Source organism: Nocardia wallacei, from assembly GCF_029868745.1.
GTDB classification, from domain to species: domain Bacteria; phylum Actinomycetota; class Actinomycetes; order Mycobacteriales; family Mycobacteriaceae; genus Nocardia; species Nocardia wallacei_B.
This window is the reverse complement of sequence record NZ_JARWOP010000246.1, coordinates 14,817-30,276: the sequence shown is the minus strand read 5'-3', so window position 1 is coordinate 30,276 and position 15,460 is coordinate 14,817. Positions and strand designations below refer to the sequence as shown.

The 15,460-nt window shown below is 70.0% G+C and carries 16 protein-coding genes; 7 read left to right on the top strand and 9 right to left on the bottom strand.

Annotated features, from left to right (window positions below):
- Nucleotides 1-86: 86 nt before the first annotated feature.
- Nucleotides 87-971: an alpha/beta fold hydrolase gene (locus QH470_RS22060; protein WP_280274252.1), complete on the top strand. Its 885-nt coding sequence runs from the start codon at nt 87-89 to the stop codon at nt 969-971.
- A 27-nt stretch (nt 972-998) separates the two neighbouring features.
- Here QH470_RS22060 and QH470_RS22055 read toward each other — a convergent pair whose 3' ends face one another.
- A complete protein-coding gene (locus tag QH470_RS22055) occupies nt 999-2,291 on the bottom strand; it encodes a cytochrome P450 (RefSeq protein ID WP_280274251.1) in 1,293 nt (430 codons plus the stop codon).
- A gap of 137 nt (nt 2,292-2,428) precedes the next feature.
- On the opposite strand from QH470_RS22055, the gene QH470_RS22050 reads away from it, so the two are divergent.
- Nucleotides 2,429-3,229 carry a class I SAM-dependent methyltransferase gene (locus QH470_RS22050; RefSeq protein ID WP_280274250.1) on the top strand — a complete coding sequence of 267 codons (801 nt, stop codon included), beginning with the start codon at nt 2,429-2,431 and terminating at the stop codon, nt 3,227-3,229.
- Nucleotides 3,230-3,238: 9 nt separating this feature from the next.
- Here the strand turns inward: QH470_RS22050 and QH470_RS22045 are convergent, their stop codons facing one another.
- Nucleotides 3,239-3,427: a hypothetical protein gene (locus QH470_RS22045; RefSeq protein WP_280274249.1), complete on the bottom strand. Its 189-nt coding sequence runs from the start codon at nt 3,425-3,427 to the stop codon at nt 3,239-3,241.
- A gap of 98 nt (nt 3,428-3,525) precedes the next feature.
- Entirely contained in the window at nt 3,526-5,175 is a 1,650-nt protein-coding gene (locus QH470_RS22040; RefSeq protein ID WP_280274248.1) for an acyl-CoA synthetase, read from the bottom strand.
- A gap of 75 nt (nt 5,176-5,250) precedes the next feature.
- Between QH470_RS22040 and QH470_RS22035 the strand changes: the two genes are divergently transcribed.
- Nucleotides 5,251-6,084, top strand: a complete 834-nt coding sequence (locus QH470_RS22035) for an oxygenase MpaB family protein (RefSeq protein WP_280274247.1) — start codon at nt 5,251-5,253, stop codon at nt 6,082-6,084.
- Between the two features lie 23 nt (nt 6,085-6,107).
- Nucleotides 6,108-7,148 carry a PucR family transcriptional regulator gene (locus QH470_RS22030; protein WP_280274246.1) on the top strand — a complete coding sequence of 347 codons (1,041 nt, stop codon included), beginning with the start codon at nt 6,108-6,110 and terminating at the stop codon, nt 7,146-7,148.
- A 9-nt stretch (nt 7,149-7,157) separates the two neighbouring features.
- Here the strand turns inward: QH470_RS22030 and QH470_RS22025 are convergent, their stop codons facing one another.
- Both QH470_RS22025 and QH470_RS22020 read right to left on the bottom strand, forming a co-directional pair.
- The gene (locus QH470_RS22025) at nt 7,158-7,841 is read right to left on the bottom strand and encodes a TetR/AcrR family transcriptional regulator (protein WP_280274245.1); all 684 of its coding nucleotides are present in this window, start codon (nt 7,839-7,841) and stop codon (nt 7,158-7,160) included.
- A 136-nt stretch (nt 7,842-7,977) separates the two neighbouring features.
- Nucleotides 7,978-9,201, bottom strand: a complete 1,224-nt coding sequence (locus QH470_RS22020; protein ID WP_280274244.1) for an oxygenase MpaB family protein — start codon at nt 9,199-9,201, stop codon at nt 7,978-7,980.
- A 470-nt stretch (nt 9,202-9,671) separates the two neighbouring features.
- On the opposite strand from QH470_RS22020, the gene QH470_RS22015 reads away from it, so the two are divergent.
- The gene (locus tag QH470_RS22015; RefSeq protein WP_280274243.1) at nt 9,672-10,397 is read left to right on the top strand and encodes a DUF8020 domain-containing protein; all 726 of its coding nucleotides are present in this window, start codon (nt 9,672-9,674) and stop codon (nt 10,395-10,397) included.
- Between the two features lie 67 nt (nt 10,398-10,464).
- Here QH470_RS22015 and QH470_RS22010 read toward each other — a convergent pair whose 3' ends face one another.
- Both QH470_RS22010 and QH470_RS22005 read right to left on the bottom strand, forming a co-directional pair.
- Complete coding sequence (locus tag QH470_RS22010) at nt 10,465-10,875, bottom strand: spore germination protein GerW family protein (protein ID WP_280274242.1); 411 nt, start codon at nt 10,873-10,875, stop codon at nt 10,465-10,467.
- Between the two features lie 63 nt (nt 10,876-10,938).
- Complete coding sequence (locus QH470_RS22005; protein WP_280274241.1) at nt 10,939-11,343, bottom strand: DUF7144 family membrane protein; 405 nt, start codon at nt 11,341-11,343, stop codon at nt 10,939-10,941.
- Nucleotides 11,344-11,572: 229 nt separating this feature from the next.
- Here QH470_RS22005 and QH470_RS22000 point away from each other — a divergent pair, with 229 nt between their 5' ends.
- Nucleotides 11,573-11,788: a hypothetical protein gene (locus QH470_RS22000; protein ID WP_280274240.1), complete on the top strand. Its 216-nt coding sequence runs from the start codon at nt 11,573-11,575 to the stop codon at nt 11,786-11,788.
- Between the two features lie 130 nt (nt 11,789-11,918).
- Nucleotides 11,919-14,546, top strand: coding sequence for a winged helix-turn-helix domain-containing protein (locus tag QH470_RS21995; protein WP_280274239.1), 2,628 nt, complete (start codon nt 11,919-11,921; stop codon nt 14,544-14,546).
- Between the two features lie 3 nt (nt 14,547-14,549).
- On the opposite strand, the gene QH470_RS21990 is transcribed toward QH470_RS21995, so the two are convergent.
- Together QH470_RS21990 and QH470_RS21985 are read right to left on the bottom strand one after the other, a co-directional pair.
- The gene (locus QH470_RS21990; RefSeq protein ID WP_280274238.1) at nt 14,550-15,110 is read right to left on the bottom strand and encodes a hypothetical protein; all 561 of its coding nucleotides are present in this window, start codon (nt 15,108-15,110) and stop codon (nt 14,550-14,552) included.
- On the bottom strand, nt 15,107-15,445 hold the full coding sequence (locus tag QH470_RS21985; protein ID WP_280274237.1) for a hypothetical protein: 339 nt from the start codon (nt 15,443-15,445) through the stop codon (nt 15,107-15,109). The genes QH470_RS21990 and QH470_RS21985 overlap by 4 nt, the downstream gene beginning before the upstream one ends.
- Nucleotides 15,446-15,460 lie beyond the last annotated feature (15 nt).

Genomic DNA, 15,460 nt, shown 5'->3' with positions numbered 1-15,460 from the left:
GGCGGGATTCGCCGGTAGGCTGCCGAGCGGTTGCCCGGCAGGGGTTTTCACAGGGGATACGCATTTCACGAAGGGAGACGGCGCCGGTGCCGAAGATCGACTCGTTCCGATCCGAGCAGCATCACACCCAGGGTGACAGCGTCTGGGTCACGACCTCCGACGGACGCCGGCTGCATGCCATGGTGCTGCCCGGGCCGGCGGAGTCGACCGCGCCGACGGTCGTGTTCGAGTCCGGCGCCGCGGTCAGCCGCTCGCTGTGGGCGCTGGTCCAGCCGCTGGCCGGGCAGTGGTCGCGGGCGATCGTCTACGACCGGTCCGGGCTCGGGCGCAGCGCACCCGACCCGTGTTCGCGAACGCTGCACCGGATGGCCGATGACCTCGGCGAGGTGCTCGACCACTTCGGGCCGGGACCGTATGTGCTGGTCGCGCACAGCGCCGGTGGCCCGATCGTGCGCGCCGCGGCGGCGGCGCGTCCGGAGCGCGTCGCCGGGCTGGTCCTGGTCGATCCGACCGACGAGGGGCAGGACGCGTTGTTCAGCAAGGCCTTCCGCAAGTCCGAACGCCGAACCATCGCCTTCCTGATCCTGGCGGCACGCATGCGACTGCTGCGCTTCGCCTACCGGTCGATCACCGCGGCGCTGCCCCCGGACGCGGGCCGGGACATGCGGCGCGAGGGCTTCACCGCGCGAGCCATGCGGACATTCGCCGCCCAGCAGCGCACCTATCTCGACGAACTCGCCGAATTCCGGGATGATCCCCCGCGATTGGGCGATATCGCCGTCACGATCATCTCGGCCGGACGACCCGGCAACGGAGTCGACGCACAGCTCCGCGCCACCCTCAACGACGCGCACGCCCGCAGTGCGGCCCGCTCCCCGCACGGCCGCCACGTCGTCGCCGAGCGATCCGACCACTACGTGCTCGTCTCCGAACCCGACCTGGTCGCCGACGAAATCCGCCGCCTCACCTGAGCTGCGGCCGCCGGGAGCGGCGAGTATTCAGATCGCCGAGCGGTTGCGGGCCGCGAGCAGGACCGGAATGCGCGCGTAGCCACGGAGATTGACGAGTTCGCGGCGCGGCGGCGGGCCGGTGATCCGCAGGTCGGGAAATCGTTCGTGCAGGGTACGCAGGGCGATGGCGCCTTCCGTGCGCGCCAGGCTGGCGCCCAGGCACGAGTGCACGCCGCTGGAGAACGACACGTGTTCGCGCGCGTTGGCCCGCGTCACGTCGAACCGGTCCGGGTCGGTGAACACCTCCGGATCGCGATTCGCGCCGCCGAGCAGCAGGGTGATCAGCGCGCCGCGCGTGATGCGGCGGCCGTCGATCTCCGTGTCGCGCAGCGCGATACGCGCGGTCCACTGCACGGGGCTGTCGAATCGGAGAATCTCCTCGATCGCGCCGGGCCACAGGTCCGGTCGTGCGGCCAGCAATTCCCGCTGTTCGGGATGCTCGTGCAGGGCGACGACACCGTTGCCGATGAGGTTGACGGTCGTCTCGAAACCGGCGCCGGCGAGCAGCGCCGTGGTGAACATGAGTTCCTCCTTCGACAGCTGTGCGCCGGTCACCAGGGCGCTGAGGATGTTGTCGCCCGGTTCGGCGCGCAGCCGGTCGAGATGTTCGTCCAGGAATTCGCGGGCGTCGCGCAGCGCGTCCTGGGCGCGGTGGTAGGCGCGCCAGGGTATGCCGGTGTCGAGGAGGGCCGCGCCCGCTTCGCCCGCCGCGAGCATGCGGGCCCGCACCTCCTTAGGGATGCCCAGCATCTCGGAGATGATGGCGGCGGGCAGTTCCATCGCGAAATCGGTGATGAGGTCCGCGCGCTGCCGCGTGGCCAGCGCGCCGAGCAGTTCGCCGGTGACCTCGTCGATCCGGTCGGTCAGCCGCCGGACGGCGCGCGGCGTGAACTCCTGGGAGACGAGTTTGCGGTACCGGGTGTGCGCCGGCGGGTCGAGCGCGAGCATGGCCGGTGGTTCGATCGGGTTCGGCAGGCGCGGATCCGTGGCCCGGATCAGGGCGGGAAGCGGCCTCGGCAGCTTCAGCCGCGCGGGGACGACGGCGCCGAAATCGTTGGAGCGCAGGACATGTCTGACGATCCCGTGGTCGGCCGTCACCCACGTGGAGGGGGTGCGCACCAGTCGCCCCCGCGCTCGGATGCGATCGGCGAGCAGGTACGGGTTCGCCCATGTCCGTGGATCGACCATGATCCGGGCGAGCGGCTCGCCCCGCCGCGCCTGCACCTTCAGATACGCGCGCGGCCCGCCGTGTATCACGGCCCAGTGGACCCAGGTCTTCATCCTTGAAAGCTAACGCGCACACGGGCCCCGCACATCGTGCCCCGGTCTGAGATCGGCGAGTGGGCGACCACGGCGGAACACGCGGTGCCATGCTGGGTGGCGCGCCGCACCCGCGGCCTCGACCGTGAAGGAGCGCAATGGGACACGAGACGGGTACGCACACCCTCGATTTCGACGCCGAACTGGAGCGGCACAACGAGATTCTGCGCCGGGCGGCCGCGGTCGCAACGCACGACCACGTGCTCGATATCGGGTGTGGCACCGGGCAGACGACGCGGCAAGCCGCGCGTGCGGCTCGGTCGGGCACGGCGCTCGGAGTCGACGTCTCGGCACAAGCGCTCGACCGCGCACGCGAGCTGGCCCGCTCGGCGGGCCTCGGCAATGTCACCTTCGAGCATGCCGACGCCGAGTCCCACCGCTTTCCGCAGGCGCGTTTCGACCTGGCGATCAGCCGATTCGGCACCATGTTCTTCGCCGACCCGGTCGGCGCCTTCGCCAATATCGGCCGGGCCCTGCGCCCCCACGGGCGACTGGTGATGCTGGTGTGGCAGGCCCACGACCGCAACGAATGGGACGTGACGATCCGCCGGGCACTCGAATCCGCGGCAGGACCGATCCCGGATCACTCGGCCGGACCCGATGCGTTCGCTCTCGCCGACCCGCAGACGATCCGCGACATCCTGCACACCGCGGAATTCATCGACATCGAGATCACCGATATCGACGAAAAGGTCTACTACGGCCCGGACGTCACCACCGCCCTGTCCTGGGTCCGCGGCTTCACCTACACCTCCGAATTCCTGAAAAGACTGAATCCGGAGGCCACGACACGCGCGCTCGAGAACCTACGTGCGGCACTGGCCGCCCACCATACCGACCACGGCGTCCATTTCGACTCGCGCGCCTGGCTCGTCACCGCTCGCCGCCCCGCGAAATGAAACTCCGTCTCAGGGATGGGCCGAGCCGCTCTCGAGGAATTCGCGAATGAAGCAGAGGGGGCAGATGGGGTCGAACGGTGCGGTTACCTGGGTGCGCGGGGCGGGTGATTCGGGGGCGGAGGCGACGGCGAGGGCGGGCTGAAGTCCCAGGGCGAGGGTGATCGAGGCTACGGCAACGGCTTTCGGCACGGCGTGCATAGGGATCCTCCGGTTGTCGGGACAGCGGACGCATCCGCAGTTCTCCCACGGTACTGCCGATCCGCGCATCGGTAACGCATAGGTAGCCCGGTTCGCGCTCAGTGGCGGTCCGGCTGTTCCAGCACCCGGCGCAGCAGTTTTCCGGTGGCATTGCGGGGCAGTTCGTCCAGGAAGACGACCTCGCGCGGCACCTTGTGCCGGGCCAGGTGCGTCTTGACGTACGCCTTGATCTCCTGCTCGTCGCACGTCGCGTCGCCGAGCCGGACGACGAAGGCGCGCAACCGTTTCCCGAAATCGCGGTCGTCCACGCCGACGACGGCGGCCTCGGCGATATCGGGCCGTTCGGCGAGGAGGTTCTCGACCTCGAGGGGATAGACGTTCTCGCCGCCGGAGACGATCATGTCGTCGTCGCGGCCGTCGATGAACAGCCGTCCGTCGGCATCGAAGTGGCCGACGTCGCCGCTGCTCAGCATGCCGTCCACGATCTCCTTGTGGCGGCCGTCGGTGTAGCCGGTGAAGCTGAGCCCGCTGGCGACGAAAATGGTGCCGACCACGCCGGGTTCGGTGATCCGGCGGCGGCGCTCGTCGTAGAGGGCGACGCGGCAGCCGACCGGCGGCCGCCCCACCGTGCCCGGGGCCGCGCGCAGGTCCTCGGGCGTGGCGACCGCCGCGACGGCGACCTCGGTGGAGGCGTACAGGTTGTAGAGCACGTCACCGAAGGCGGCGGCGGTCCGGCGGCCGAGATCCGGGGAGACCGACGACCCGGCCGCGAAGATGACGCGCAACGCGGAGGTGTCGTAGGCGGCCAGTGTCTCCGCGCCGAGATCGACGATGCGCTGCAGCATGGTCGGCACCAGAACCAGTGTGGCCGCGCGGTATTCGGCGACCGCGGCCAGCGTCCGCCGCGGGTCGAACCGGCGCTGCTGGAAGACGATGGTGTTGCCCAGCGCCCAGCCCAGCGTGAACTGCGACAGGCCGGTGCCGTGAAAGATGGGCGCCGCCATGACGATCGTGTCGTCGCGCGGCAGCGGGACCCGATCGAGGAACTGGGCCGATTGCAGCGGCGAGACCTTGTCTCGCGGAGCGCCTTTCGGGGTTCCGGTCGTTCCGCTGGTGAGGATGACGGTGCCGCCGGGCCGCGTGGGGGCGGGCAGTTCGTCGCCGCGGTGGGCGGCGATCAGGCCGTCGATCGTCACGGCGCCGGGCGGCACCGGGTCCGACTCGTCCACCCAGGTGAGGATGCGTGGCGTCGACGCCGGAATCGCCGCGAGCAGCGGCAGGAACTCGCTGTCGAGCAGCAGCGCGCCGACCCGCTCCCGGGCCGCGACGTCGCCGAGCTGCAGTCCGGCGAATCCGGTGTTCATCAGCACCATCCGAGCGCCGAGCTTGCCGGCGGCCAGCAGGGCCAGCACCATTCCGCGATGGTCGCGACACAGCACCGCGACCGTGCTGCCCACGGTAATACCCGCCGCCGCCAAACCCCTGGTGAGAGCGTTCGATTGGCGGTCCAGCTCGTCGAAGGTGAGTGCGCCGCGCTCATCGATGATCGCCGTGGCCGCGCCGTGCCGCCGGGTGGCGTGGCGCAGCACGGTGACGAACGGCCCGTAGATCCGGGCGTCGCGCACGGTGCGGACCAGGTCCCCCGGGCGCGACGGATCGACCATGCCGCGCCGGCGCAGGACGCTCAGCGCCGCGAACGAATCGGTCAGCGGCCGCAGCGGCCCGGCCGACGGCAACCTCGTCCTCACAAACACACCTCCGGTTGAGCCGACGTTCGTGTCGAAGCCTACCGCCTGAGCAGAATTTCCATTAACTTATTGAGCATGGATCGCGCTTCCGGCACCGAGCTGCCACACCGGCACCGATATCTCGCGGGCCCGGCCGCCCTGCTCGGCGGACCGGCCAATGTGGTGATGCAACTGAGCCTTCCGCCGGTGGGCCGCGGCGTCGTGGAAAGTACCGTCGACAGCGGCCGCTACACGGTCCACCCACGGAAGCGTGGCCGGACAACGCTCACTTACTTAGCCGTGGCCATGCTCGGCACCGAGGCGGATCGTGCGGCCTACCGGGCGGCCGTCGACACGTCGCATCGGCAGGTGCGGTCCGCGCCGGGCAGCGCGGTCCGCTACAACGCCTTCGATCCGCGGCTGCAGTTGTGGGTCGCGGCCTGCCTCTACCGCGGCACCGTCGATTCCCTCACCTTCCTCTACGGCGACCTCGATGCCGAGTTCGCCGACGAGTTGTACCGGGACGCAGCACGATTCGGCACCACCCTGCAGATGCGACCGGATATGTGGCCGAGCGACCGGACCGCGTTCGAGGACTATTGGCACTCGATGCTGTCGCGGCTGTCGGTCGATGACGAGGTGCGGGCCTATCTGCTCGACCAGGTCATCGGCCTGGGTCCGTATCGCCGGGTCGAACGCCTGCTCTTCGGGCGGGCGAACCGGTTCTTCACGACCGGCTATCTGCCGCAGGAGTTTCGGGACCAGCTCGGGCTGCCCTGGAGTCCGCGCAGGCAACGGGCGTTCGCGCGCATCATGCGGGCGATCGGCGTGCTGTGCTCGGCGCTCCCGGCGCGCTGGCGGCTGCATCCCTTCGAAAGGTATCTGCAGGATATGCGAGCGCGACAGGCGCAGGGCAAATCTCTGGTCTAGCCACTCCGATTCGAGGATCACCGATGAGTTCCCCGCCCCGCTCCCCCGAGATGGCTTCGGTACGTGCGCGTGTCGACCCCTGCGCGGAGGCGGTCCGGCTCGCCCATGATTTCACCGCGCGGTCGCTGCGGGGTGAGGGGGTCACGGGTTCGTTGCGCCGCTTCGACGAGGCCGCGCGCCGCTGGGCGCACACCGGCGTGTCCTTCGACGCGGTGCACCACGCCGTCTGGGAGGGCACCCGCGAAGCCGTCGATCGCCTCGTCGCCGAAACTCCCGGCCCGCCGGACGCCGCCGCCGCGACCGCGCAATTGCGCACCACCATGGAGGCGATTCACACGATGTCGGTGGCGGCGTACCACGCGTTCCGGCGCGAGGCGGAGGACCGGTCCGCCGTGCTGACGGCCGCGGAGCAGGCGCTCACCGGCACCGACTCCTATCATGTTCTCGCCGTGCGATTCTGGGAGATGCCGGACCGTCCGGCGGCGGCCGCGTGGACGCGGTTGTCGTCCGAACTGAAGCAGCGCTGCCACACCTCGATGCTGTCCGTGTCCGGCCACGCCGGGGCGACCTTCCTCGTTCCCGAGTACGCGGTGCCCGACGACGGGATGGATCAGGTCCTTCAGGCCGCGGCCACGGCCGCCGGTGTCACCGTCACGGCGACACTGGTCCGAGCCGACCGCGGCCAGGTCACCGACGCCCACGCCCGCGCACACGAACTGCTCGACCTGGCCTGCGCCGCCGGGCGCGGCCCCGGACTCCGGCGCTTCCGCGATCTGGTCGTGGAGTATCAGGTGACCAGGCCCGGCCTCGCCCGCGATCGGCTCGCCGCGATCCTGGACCCGCTCGCCGCGCAACCCGAACTGCTCGACACCCTGACCCGGCACGTGCACAACGAACTCAATCGGATGCGCACCGCGCGGGACCTCGAGGTCCACGCCAACACCGTGGACCATCGCCTCAAGCGCGTCCGGCAGCTCACCGGCTATGACCCGAACCAGCTGGCGGACCTGTGCACGCTGCGGGCGGCACTGATCATCCGCGCGGTGCGGACCGGCCGGGACTGACCGCGAAAGTCATTGCCCCGCAACCGGTCCGGGTGGCCGGAGCATGGGGACGAGGAAGTGGCGGGCCAATGCGGCCAGCTGCTCGTCGTCATCGAGATCGACCAGCTCGCTGGGGATCGCCAGGAACGACGCCGAGATGCGCACCATCAGCTCGGCCACCAGGTCGGCGTCCAGCTCGGGCGCCATCTGACCCGCGCGCTGCTCGCTGCGCAGCTGGCCGGCGACGAATTGCCGTACGGCGGCGACGGTACGGCCCTGATCGCCGATCAGCGAGCCGACGAACTGGTCCGGTTCGACCGCGAGCAGGCCGCCGATGAGCGGATTGCCCCGGATGGTCCGCAGCGAACTCACGAAACCGATCACCACCCGCTCCTCCGCGGTGCGCGCGCGGGCGATGTCGAGCAGGAAGCGGTCGAAGTAGCGGCGGAACTCCCGCAGGATCACCTGTTCGGCCAGCGCGTCCTTGGTGGCGAAGCGGCGGTAGACCGTGATCCGCGAGACCTTCGCCCGGCGGGCCACATCCTCCATCGTGGACCGCTGAATCCCCATCCGGCAGAATTGCTCGTACGCCGAATCGAGTACCCGGGAACGGATTTCGTCATTGTCGCCGACCTGCTCGACCGCGTCGATGTAGGCGCGTTCGATCAACGACTCCGCGCTGGAAGCCGACGCTGAGACCGGCGCAGATTCCACGATCTCCCTTCCCCAGCTGCTCGCGACATCCCACCCGGCGGTATGCCGTGACGATCTTCTCACGACGGCTCGCGCGACGGGCTGCCACTGGTGGCCGCGGCAGCGGCTCGTCGCCGCGACGAGCCGCTGAGCAGGACTATCGGTTGGTGCGCGGAATCTCGATACTGATCGGCATCCGCAGCTCGGCCAGATACCACAACGCGAATTGCCGCAGGAACTCGTCGAACATCCAGTACGCGTTGTCCACCGGCGGCACGATCTCGCGCACGCCCTCACGCACGGCGAGGAACGGGCCCCAGCTGAACTTCAGCAGCGGATCCCACACCGGCTCGCGGGCGATGTAGAGCCAGTCGGCAATCCTGTCGCCCATGACGAATCGCGTGAACGCGCCGAGAATCGGCTTGCTGAGCAGCGTGAGGTCCAGGTTGACGCCCAGGTCCAGCAGCTTGTGGGCCAGGTCGATGCCCTCCGGCGTCGGTTCCAGGACCGGATCGAGCACCTGTTTGGCCTGCGCGTCGGCCTGGTCCCAGGTCGCCGGGATGTATTCGTCCCGGATGCCGAGCATGTGCGCGGCCAGTTGCCAGCTGTGCAGGTAGCCCTCGGACTCGACCGCCGGGATCGCCACATTCCAAGCCCGGAACGTGCGCATGATCGTGGTGGCCAAGCTGTGCCAGGTGACCATCATGTCGTCCTGGCTGATCGGGGTGTTGTCGTCCGGCCAGTGCGGTGACTGCGGCAGCAGGTGCCGCACCGCCGCGTGGATGATTCTCGTCTTGACGCAGGTCACGATCATCTGGCCGCCGGGACCGTAGGCGTTGACCGTGCCGATGTCGTAGCCCAGCTTCGCGGTCTTGGCGATGCGCTCCTTCAGGTGCGACCCGCCGCGCGAGTAGTAGACCACGCGCGCCTCGTGCGGAATGACCGTGGACATCATGCCGCTGGCGAACGCGTAGAGCACGCCGAGATACAGCCCGCGCTTCTTGTTGAATTCGAACGAGGCGGCCAGCTTGCCCTGGTCGGCCCACGACGGGAGCCGGCGCGCGTCTTCGATGAAGTCGCGCAACCCCGTCGGCAGCCCGGCCGGCAGCGGCTGGTCGTTGGTGGTCCACATGCCCAGCAGCCGGTTCACCTCCGTCACATCGGCATGGTCGATCACGTCGGCCAGCACGGGATCGGCCTCCGCATCCCACACCGTCAGCGGGTCGGCCCCGCCACCGCTACCGACCACCGACCCGTCCGGCGACCACGTCCAGGGTTCGGCGCGCACCGTTCGCGCCCCCAGCGCGAGGGCGCCGACCGCCCCTAGCAGCCCACCGCCCGCTCGCAACGCATCTCGCCTGTTCAGACCGCGTCCATCCATGCTGATCGTCCCTCTTCATTGAGTCGCAGATACAGAGATACACCAATTGCATCTGTGTATCACGATGAGAACATAAAGTGACCGTGATCACAAGGAATCGAAGAATTTTCCGGCCGCTGACCAGCGGCCGCCGCTACCAGCCGCCGAAGGCGGAGGACCCCATGTCCAGGCGGTACAGAAGGTTCTGAATGAGGACCCATACGTTCATGGCTCACCCCTCTCGCTACTACGGCCGAACACCGTCGACCAACCCTCAACGTTGAGAATCTCTATTAACATAACGAGCCAGAGCCCTGGTTGTCTCAATATTCGCGGAAGAACAGCCGGAAACTTAACTGGGCGCGACGACACCCACGGACGAGCTGCGGCGCACGACACCGCCGGTAAATAGGTAACGGAAATCATTTCCGTTAGACTGCGTTGCCGCGTAGTCGAGACTGCGCGGTTTCATTGCAGAGAACAGGAAGTACATGAACAAGATCACCCGTGCGGCCGTTGTCGCGTTGACGGTCGCGGGTGCCCTGGGCATCGGCTCGGTAACCGTGTCGGCCGCTCCGGCGGCGCAGGCCGGACGCACATTGAGTACCGAGATCATGCCGGGGGTGCAGTACACCAGCAGCACCGTGGACCAGTCGGTCGTCATTCAGACCGGCGCGGCCACCCTTGTCACCCAGGGCGGGCAATTCCAGGTTCGGGACGCCACCGGCGGAGTGGTGGCGGGCGTCGCGGCATTCGCCGAGGAGCCGCAGGCGTGGGAGGCCGTGCACGCCCCGGCGGACGTGCGGGCCGCCGTGCGAGCGGCCACGCCCGAACTGCGCCTCGGCGACATCCGCGAGGACCCGCAGACCGAACGGTTCGACGCGGCGGTCCAGGCCGCCGTCAACGAATTCACGCTGGCCGTCGCGGCGGGCACGATGACCGGCGGGGTGATCGGCGCCGCCATCGGGTGCGGCACCGGCGCCGTCGCGGGCGCGGTGTTCGGCGCCCCCGTCCTGGACGCGGCGGGCCTGACCATCATCGCGGGCTGCCTGGCCGGTGCGGGCATGCTGGGCGCGCTGGGCGCTATCGTCGGGGGCGGCATCCTCGGCGTACCGGTCGGCATCGCCTCGGCGATCAAGTTCCAGCACACCATGAGTGAGCCGTACGATCAGGAAACGTCTTCCGCGACAACGGATCACGCGGACAGCAGCGAATAGCCCGCGGATACCGGCCCCGGTGCAGGCTCGCGGCCCGAAAACCGCGCTCGCACCGGGGCTTCGGTCCTCACTGCTCCCGAAGGCGCGGCAATCGGATCCGGCCGCGCAGCAGTCGCGGGACCGTCAGCCCGGCCACGAGCGCCGCCAACGGCACCACGATGTCCACCCACGGATCGCGGATCGGCCGATACACCGCACTGCCGCCGCGGATTTCGACGAATCCCACCGGCCGCACGTCGACTCCTCCCCCGCCACCGCCGCCGCGGCCCACGTCCGGCTCGCCCGCGATGCCCGCGCCGAAGCCGAGGCGGGCACGCGCGACCGGGATCACGGTCACCCCCTCGGCGACCACCGGTTCGCCGAACACCGCTGCCGCCGAGGCGCTTTCGCCGATCCGCTCGGCCAGCCGATGCAGTAGCGTGTGCACCTCGCCCGGCACGTCCGGCTGCGGTGCGGTGTCGTGGTCGTCGCTCGTCATGGCCCCATCATGACGACGGCGCCCGCGGAATACGAGACTTTCGCCGGACGGACCGGACCGGGATCAGCCCTCGGGGCGCCAGGTCGCGACGGCCCAGATGACCACGATGTCGAGCGCGATGACCAGCACCGACCACCACGGGTAGTACGGCAGCCACAGGAAATTCGCCAGGATGGACAGCGCCGCGATGCCGATCGCCGCGCCGCGTCCCCATGCCGTACCCGTCATCAGGCCCACGGCGCAGATGACGAGCACGATGCCCAGCGCGATGTGAATCCAGCCCCAGGTGGTGACGTCGAACTTGTAGACGTAGTCGACGCCCACGACGAACAGGTCGTCGTCCACGACCGCCGAAATGCCCTGGAACAGCGACAGCAATCCGACGGTGATCAACAAGGTCGCGGCGCCGATCGATGTGCCTGCCGCCACCCCCTGACGCACGGGATGGTTGTGCGAGGTGGTTGACATTCCCGTCTCCCTTCCGAGTTCCGAGCGCGGTTGTTGCAAGCACTGTCGCGCGCCGCAGCCGAGGACGCTTCACCCGCAGAGGGTGAGCCGACCCGCGGCCCGGGTCGCCCGCCGAAGTCACCCCGAACGGATGATGCTCGCGGCCGTACCCGCCGCGACGCTGAGGACGCGGGCACATCGCCCGGGACATCGCCGCGGCACCCAACGATCCACGAGGAGGTGAGCGTCCATGTCGGATGCCGTTCGATATCAGTTCGTCATCGAGGGCGAGTTGTCCGAACGCGCTCAGGCGGCCTTCCCCGATCTGTCCCGCAGCGATCACTCCACCTCCGGCACCACCACGCTCTACGGGTCCGTGCCCGACAACACCGCGGTACGCGGCGTGATGGCTCGCATCGACGCGCTCGGCCTCACCCTCCTCGAGATGTCCCGGCTCCCGGACTGACGGCCGCGATCAGGTCACGAGACCAAAACGTTTCGGCGCTGACCCCGAAGTGCGGGTATACGGTCGAATACCGACAGATCAGGCACGCTGCACGAGCTCGACCGGAACCGGAGAAGCTTACGGAGGCGTAGTGGTCTCATCACAACTGTTCGTCAACGAATCGGGCGGCCTTCGCGTCATCCCCGGTCACGACACGTCCTGCGCACCGCCCGATCTGCCGTTCACCCCCCTGCGCCTGGCCGAGGCCGATGCCCGGCTGGATCGGGCCGTGCGCGCGGGCAACGGGCATACCGTGCTGGTGTGCGCGCCGGCCGGTAGCGGCAAGACCGTCCTGGTCGCCGACTGGATCCGGCGCCGCCACGCGAACACTCCCGTGGGCTGGGTCGGTCTGGGCGATGCCGCCGCCGATCCGGCCCGGCTGTGGCCGGCCGTGGCCGACGCGCTGCGGCTGCCGGTCGTCAGCCGCCCCAATGCCGTGCCGGACACGCCGGTGGACGACGCCGCCGCCCTGCTGACCGCGCTCGCCGACCGCCCCGGCCGCACGGTGCTCGTCATCGACGACGCACACCTGATCACCGACCCGCTGACGCTCTCGGGCCTGGAGTATTTCGTCGAACACGCGCCCCGTCATCTGATCACCGTCGTCCTCGGCCGTTACGACCCGCCGATTCGCTGGCACGCGCTCGACATGACCGCCCGGCTGACTCGCGTCACGGCCCAGGATCTGCGGTTCGACGAGTCGCACACCGCCGCCCTGCTCGCTCAGCACGACTGCCGTCTCACCGCGGCCGAGTTATCCGGCGTGCACCACCTCACCTGCGGCTGGGCCGGGCTGGTCCGGATCGCCGCCATCGACCTCGCCGCGCGCACCGGCGACCGGGAGACCGCGATCGCCGCGCTGGCGCAGGGCCCGCGCGCGGTGGCCGACTTCCTCGTCGGGGAACTGCTGACCACACTGCCCGCCGAGGCGCGTGACTTCCTGCTCGCCACGGCCGTTCCGGACTCGTTCAGCGCCGGACTCGCCGACACGCTGGCCGGTCCGGCCGCGGCACGGACGCTGGAACGCTTGCTGCGCAACAACTTTCCCCTCGAGGTCACGGCACACGACGGCGACCTCTGGTACACCTACCACCCCATGCTGCGCACCTACCTGCTCGCCGAGGCGGGCCGCGCCGACCCGGACCGGATCGCCGAGCTGCACCGCGACTGTGCCACCTGGTTCGTCACCGCGGGCCTGTTGCCGAGCGCCCTGCGTCATGTCCTCGCCGAACCGGGCCGCCCGGCGCTGGCCGAGTTCGTCCGCGCACACGGACCCCGCTTGGTGTTCGACGGCAACGGCGCCGCCCTGTTCCGCGCGCTCGACCACCTCGACGCACCGGCCGACGACCCGTTCGTGCTGCTGCTGCGCGCCGCCGACGCCATCGAACACGGCGATGTGGTCCAGGCCGCCGCGCTGCGCGAACTGATCGCGGAACGGCCGCATCGGAATTCGGTGTTCGCGCCGCCGGATCTGTTGCGCCCGTTCACCACCGCGGTCGTCCACGATGTCGTGTCCGGCGCCACCGGCGCGGTGCCGCCCGTGCCGCCCGCGACGGGGCACCTGGATCTCGACTGCTATATCGCCCTGCAGGTCGCCACCGCGCACACGTTCTCGGCCGACGCCGGACAACCCGGCGAACCGGGTCTGCGGCACGCCCTTGCCCTGTCGGAGCGGGCCGGTCTGCACCGCCTCACCCTGCACGCGCTGACCCGGCTCGCGATGACGGCCGGTCTCGGCGGTTCGCTCGGGCTCATGCGCGAGCGCGCCTTCCGGGCCGTCGCGTTCGCCGACAACCATCGCCTGCACGACACCGCGTCGCTGACCCACGCCCGGGTCATGGTCGCGCTGATGGCGTATCTGCAAGCCGACGACCACTACCTGCATACGGCCGAAATCCTGCCGCGCACAACACGTCTGGACGGGTCGACCGCGCCGGCGTCGGGCTGGCACGCCGATGTGCTCGCGCACCTGTTCGGCTTCGACACCGACCCCGACCGGCATGCCGCCGCCGACACGCTGCGCGACACCATGCACCGCCTCCTGGACGAGACGCCGGTACCCGCCACGACGGGCGGTCTGCTGACCCACGTCGCCTGGGCGCTGTTGCGCCTGCGCCGCCACGACACCGCGCAACAGCTGCTGGACCGGGCGGTGACGGCGCTCGGGCGGCTGCCCGAGACCACTCTCGTGGAGGCCGCGCTCGCCGACTACCACCACCGCTCGACCGCCACGGTGGAGCTGATCGAACCGCTGCTGCGACAGGAGCAGCGACTGCACCCTGTCTCGGCCGTGCACGCCTGGCTGCTGCGCGCCGCGGCCGACCATCGCCTGGACCGGCCCACCGCCGCCTACGAGGCGCTGCGCCGGGCCCTAGCGCTCGCCCACACCGACCGGCTGATCCGCCCGTTCCTCGACGTGCCCGGCACCCTCGGCCTGCTCGACCAATTCGTTGGCAGATTCGGCCATCTCGACGAATTCGTCGACACCATCCGGCACCGCCCGCGCGCTCGCGCCGCCGCGCAGGCCCCGCACCTGACCGACACCGAACTCGCGGTCCTGCGCCAGCTCCCGTCCGGCATGACCACCCACAGCCTCGCCACCGATATGGGCGTGTCGATCAACACCGTGAAGACCCACCTGCGCGGCATCTATCACAAGCTCGGCGTCCGCACCCGCGCCGACGCCATCGCCCACGCCCGCACCTTCGGACTGATCTGACGGTCACCACGCGGCCGCGGGCCTCGGCGGGTGGGCGGCGCCGCGCCGCGGGGCGGGAACGGTCACGGTGGTCTCGCGGCGGAACGCCACGGTGCCCGACGCGGTCGACACCGCTTCGGCGAGGTCGCGGGCGAGTGCGAGATCGTCTGCGGGAAGGGCGAATACGGAGAGAGCAAGGGTGCCGGGGCGGCCGCACGCGAGTCCGGGATCGAACCGGTCGACGACGGCGGGACAACCCGACAGCAACATGATGGCCGTGGACAATTCCGCCGGTGTGCCCGCGTCGGGTACCCGGACGCCCGCGGCGGCCGCCGCCACGGCGCTGAACAGTGTGACCTGCCCGGCCGGTACCGGTGGATACCCGATCCCGCCCCACCGCCGCAGCGACGGGCACGCCTCGAAATCGGTGCGGCCCGACCAGCGTCCGCGCCCCGCCGAGAGCAACCGGTCGACCCTGGCTCGCCATGCCCGCGGGTCCTCGATGTCGGCGTGCAGCCGAAGTCGGCGGCAGGAGACACCGGCCGCGGTCGCGGGCGCGGTCGCGACGGGCAGCGTCATGGTCACAGCGGCCTCCGAACGCCGATCCGGTTGCCGCTCACCGTGTTCGACCGTCGCACGGGCACGAGCCGGCGCGCCCGCGAGGCCCGCCACGCCAGGGCGAACGCGGTGATCGCCACGGCCAGCAGCGCGGCGGTGGCGGTGAGGGTGACTGTCAGCAAGGCCGTGCTCGCCGCGGTCTCGGCGTGGTGATGACGGAGCAGGATGGCCGCGGCGACCGGACCGATGAACACCAGCGCCGGGATCAGTACGAGAAATCCGACGGTGGCGGAGGAGGCCGGAGTGGGCGAGTCGTGCCGGTGCCGGCCGGCCGGCGCCGCGCGGCGCGTGATCATGTTCATCGCAAGCTCCTGACG